The sequence below is a fragment of the Janthinobacterium sp. BHSEK genome, from assembly GCF_056174685.1.
In genome coordinates this window covers 1-3,517 of sequence record NZ_JBWBYV010000087.1, presented here as the reverse complement: position 1 = coordinate 3,517, position 3,517 = coordinate 1, and the positions used below count along the sequence as shown (strand labels likewise).

Genomic DNA, 3,517 nt, shown 5'->3' with positions numbered 1-3,517 from the left:
AGCCGTGGCGCAGACGGAAACGGCCTTGCAACTGGCCGGCAAGACGGGCGTGCTGATCGATGGCCGCTATGGCGTCGATGCGCTCAACGATGCGACGGGGCGCGGCTGGTGGATAGGCCGTCCCGTGGAATTGCCGGGATCGAACCCGCTGCAATTCGACTGGGGCCGCTCCATCGGTTCACACCTGCTCAGCTGGCCGAAGGAACACGTGATCAAGTGCCTGGTGCAGCTGCACCCGGACGATGCCGTGGAAAACCGCCTGGAGCAGGAAGCGCAGATCAAGGCCCTGTACGATGCGGCGCAAGTGAGCGGTCACGAACTCTTGCTCGAAGTCATACCGTCGGAAGCCTTGCCGCACAGTGAAGACACGGTCTTGCGCGCCGTCAAGCGCCTGTACAACCTCGGCATCTACCCCGAATGGTGGAAACTGGAAAGCATGTCGGCCCAGCAATGGCAAGCCATCGATGCCCTCGTGCATGAACGCGATCCGTATTGCCGTGGCGTGGTATTACTTGGCTTGAACGCGCCCATCGCCGCCCTGGCCGACAGTTTTGAGCAAGCCAGTGCCAGCAGCACCTGCAAGGGTTTCATGGTGGGCCGCACCATCTTCCAGGAACCGAGCCGCCGCTGGCTGGCCGGCGAACTCGATGATGCGGGCCTGATCGCCGCCGTGCGCGCCAATTTCGAACAGCTGATCAGCTTGTGGCAGCGCACGCGCAACCGCCTGGAGCGTGCGGCATGACCACCACCACGATCCGTTTGACCATGGCGCAGGCCTTGATCCGCTACCTGTCCGTGCTGCGCACCGAGGACGGCGAACCCTTGTTCGGCGGCGCCTTCGCCATCTTTGGCCACGGCAACGTGGCCGGCATGGGCGAAGCGCTGTACCAGTACCAGGATGTGTTCCCCACCTACCGCGCCCACAACGAACAGGCGATGGCGCACGCGGCCATCGCCTATGCGAAAGCCCACATGCGCCGGCGCATGATGGCCGTGACCAGTTCCATCGGTCCCGGCGCCACCAACCTGCTCACGGCGGCTGCCCTGGCGCACGTGAACCGCTTGCCCGTGCTCTTGCTGCCCGGCGACGTATTCGTCTCGCGCGCACCCGATCCCGTGCTGCAGCAGTTGGAAGACGGTACGGATGGCAGCGTTTCCGTCAATGATGCGTTCAAACCTTTATCGCGTTATTTCGACCGCATCGTCTATCCGGAGCAATTGCTGACGGCCTTGCCACGGGCGATCGCCGCCTTGACGGACCCGGCCGCCTGCGGTCCCGTGACCTTGTCCCTGCCGCAGGACGTGCAGACGATGGCGTATGACTATCCTGCCGACTTTTTCGAACCGAGAGTCGTGCGTTTCCGTGCCGTGCCGCCCGTCGAGCAGGAGCTGGAAGAGGCGGCCGCCTTGCTGAAAAACGCGAAGCAGCCGCTGATCGTCGCCGGCGGCGGCGTGCTGTACGGCCAGGCCGGCGCCGCCTTGCGGGCGTTTGCCGAGCGCCATGGCATTCCCGTGGCGGAAACCCAGGCCGGCAAGAGCAGCTTGCCCTGGGACCATCCCTTGCAGCTGGGCGCCATCGGCGTCACCGGTTCGCCCGCCGCGAATGCACTGGCGGCCGAGGCCGACGTGGTGCTGGCCGTCGGCACGCGCCTGCAGGATTTCACGACCGGGTCGAACTCCCTGTTTGCGCAGGCGCAACTGCTCAGCCTGAACGTCAACAGTTTTGACGCCCTGAAACGCCGGGGCCTGGGCCTGCAGGCGGATGCGACGCTCGGCTTGCAGGGCTTGTCGCAAAGGCTGGCGCACTGGAACAGCGCGGGCCAGTGGCTGGAGCGGGCGCAGCAGGCGGCGAAGGCCTGGCGCGCCACCGTGGCGTCGATCACCGGCAAGCGGGAAGTGGCCGGCTTGCCGTACGACGGCGAAGTCATCGGCGCCGTGCAGCGTTCCGCTCCCGATTCCACCAGCCGCGACATCGTCGTTTGCGCGGCGGGGACTCTGCCGGCCGAGCTGCACAAGCTGTGGCGGACAAGCACGCCGGGCGGCTATCACATGGAATACGGCTACTCGTGCATGGGCTATGAAATCGCCGGCGGCCTCGGCGTCAAGATGGCCAAGCCTGACTCGGAAGTCATCGTCATGGTGGGCGACGGCAGCTATCTGATGATGAATTCGGAAATCGCCACCTCCGTGATGCTGGACAAAAAACTCATCATCGTCGTGCTCGACAACCGGGGCTATGGCTGCATCAACCGATTGCAACAGGCCTGCGGCAATGCTTCGTTCAACAATATGCTGCCCGACAGCGCCCCCCGCATCGACTTCGCCCTGCATGCGCAATCCTTGGGCGCGCTGTCCGAGCACGTGGCCGACATTGGCGAACTGGAACAGGCCATGCTGCGCGCCCGGGGAGCTTCGCGCACGTATCTGATCTGCATCGACACGGACGACACGCGCACGACGCAGGAGGGCGGCTGCTGGTGGGAAGTGGCCGTGCCCGAGGTCTCCACCCAGTCCGGCGTGCAAGCTGCGCGTACCCGTTATGAAAACGATCGCCTGAAACAAAGGAATTGAAATGACTACCTGGAATGTACGCATCGGCATCAACCCGATCTCGTGGATGAACGACGATTTGCCGAGCCTGGGCGGCGAAACGCCCCTGGAAACGGCTTTGAAAGAGGGCGCCGAGATCGGCTACGTGGGCTTTGAACTGGGCAACAAGTTTCCCAAGGATGCCCCGGCCCTGAACGCCGTACTGGGCAAATACAATCTCGCCTGCGTCTCCGGCTGGTATTCGGGCCGCCTGGCCCATCGGTCTGTGGAAGAAGAGATCGCCTCCGTCGCATCGCATTTGCGCTTGCTTGCCGACAGCGGCGCCACCGTCATGGTGTATGGCGAAGTGGCCGACGCCATCCAGGGCGAAGCGCGTCCCCTGTATAAACGCCCGCGTTTCCAGTCGCAGCAGCAATGGCAGGACTACGCCGACAAGTTGACGGCCTTTGCCCGGCACCTGCTGGCCCACGGCGTGCGCCTGGCCTATCACCACCACATGGGCGCCTATGTGGAAACGCCGGCCGATGTGGACCAACTGATGGCCCTGACGGGTCCCGAGGTCGGTTTGCTGTTCGATACCGGTCACATCACCTTTGCCGGCGGCGATGCCTTGGCGGTGTTAAATAAACATATCGACAGGATTTGCCACGTGCATTGCAAGGACGTGCGCCCGAATGTGGTGAAACTGGCCCGCAACGGCCACTGGAGTTTTTTGCAGGCGGTGATCAATGGCGCCTTCAGCGTGCCGGGCGACGGCAGCATCGACTTCCCGGCCATCCTGACGCGCTTGTATCTGCACGGCTACGAGGGCTGGCTGGTGGTGGAAGCGGAGCAAGACCCGGCCGTCGCACCCAGCTACGCATACGCGAAGATGGGCCACGATTACCTGGCGCGCCTGGTCGATGCCATCCCCCGACTGGGCCGGGAGGCGGCATGAGCCCGCTGCTGGTGAAAGCGGGGCAGGGAC

The 3,517-nt window shown here is 64.2% G+C and carries 3 protein-coding genes; all 3 read left to right on the top strand.

Annotated elements, in window-relative coordinates; translation table 11 throughout:
- Nucleotides 1–742 (top strand): 2-deoxy-5-keto-D-gluconate 6-phosphate aldolase domain-containing protein (locus AC0V2Y_RS24890; protein WP_475417786.1); only part of this gene is annotated, 742 nt, incomplete at its 5' end.
- Entirely contained in the window at nt 739–2,571 is a 1,833-nt protein-coding gene (gene iolD / locus AC0V2Y_RS24885) for a 3D-(3,5/4)-trihydroxycyclohexane-1,2-dione acylhydrolase (decyclizing) (protein ID WP_475417785.1), read from the top strand. The genes AC0V2Y_RS24890 and iolD, both read left to right, overlap by 4 nt.
- A gap of 1 nt (nt 2,572) precedes the next feature.
- Nucleotides 2,573–3,487 carry a myo-inosose-2 dehydratase gene (gene iolE / locus AC0V2Y_RS24880; RefSeq protein WP_475417784.1) on the top strand — a complete coding sequence of 305 codons (915 nt, stop codon included), beginning with the start codon at nt 2,573–2,575 and terminating at the stop codon, nt 3,485–3,487.
- Nucleotides 3,488–3,517 lie beyond the last annotated feature (30 nt).

Excerpts from the sequence above, each read along its gene's own strand:
- iolD (WP_475417785.1), top strand. The coding sequence starts at position 739 with ATGACCACCACCACGATCCGTTTGACCATGGCGCAGGCCTTGATCCGC.
- iolE (WP_475417784.1), top strand. The coding sequence starts at position 2,573 with ATGACTACCTGGAATGTACGCATCGGCATCAACCCGATCTCGTGGATG.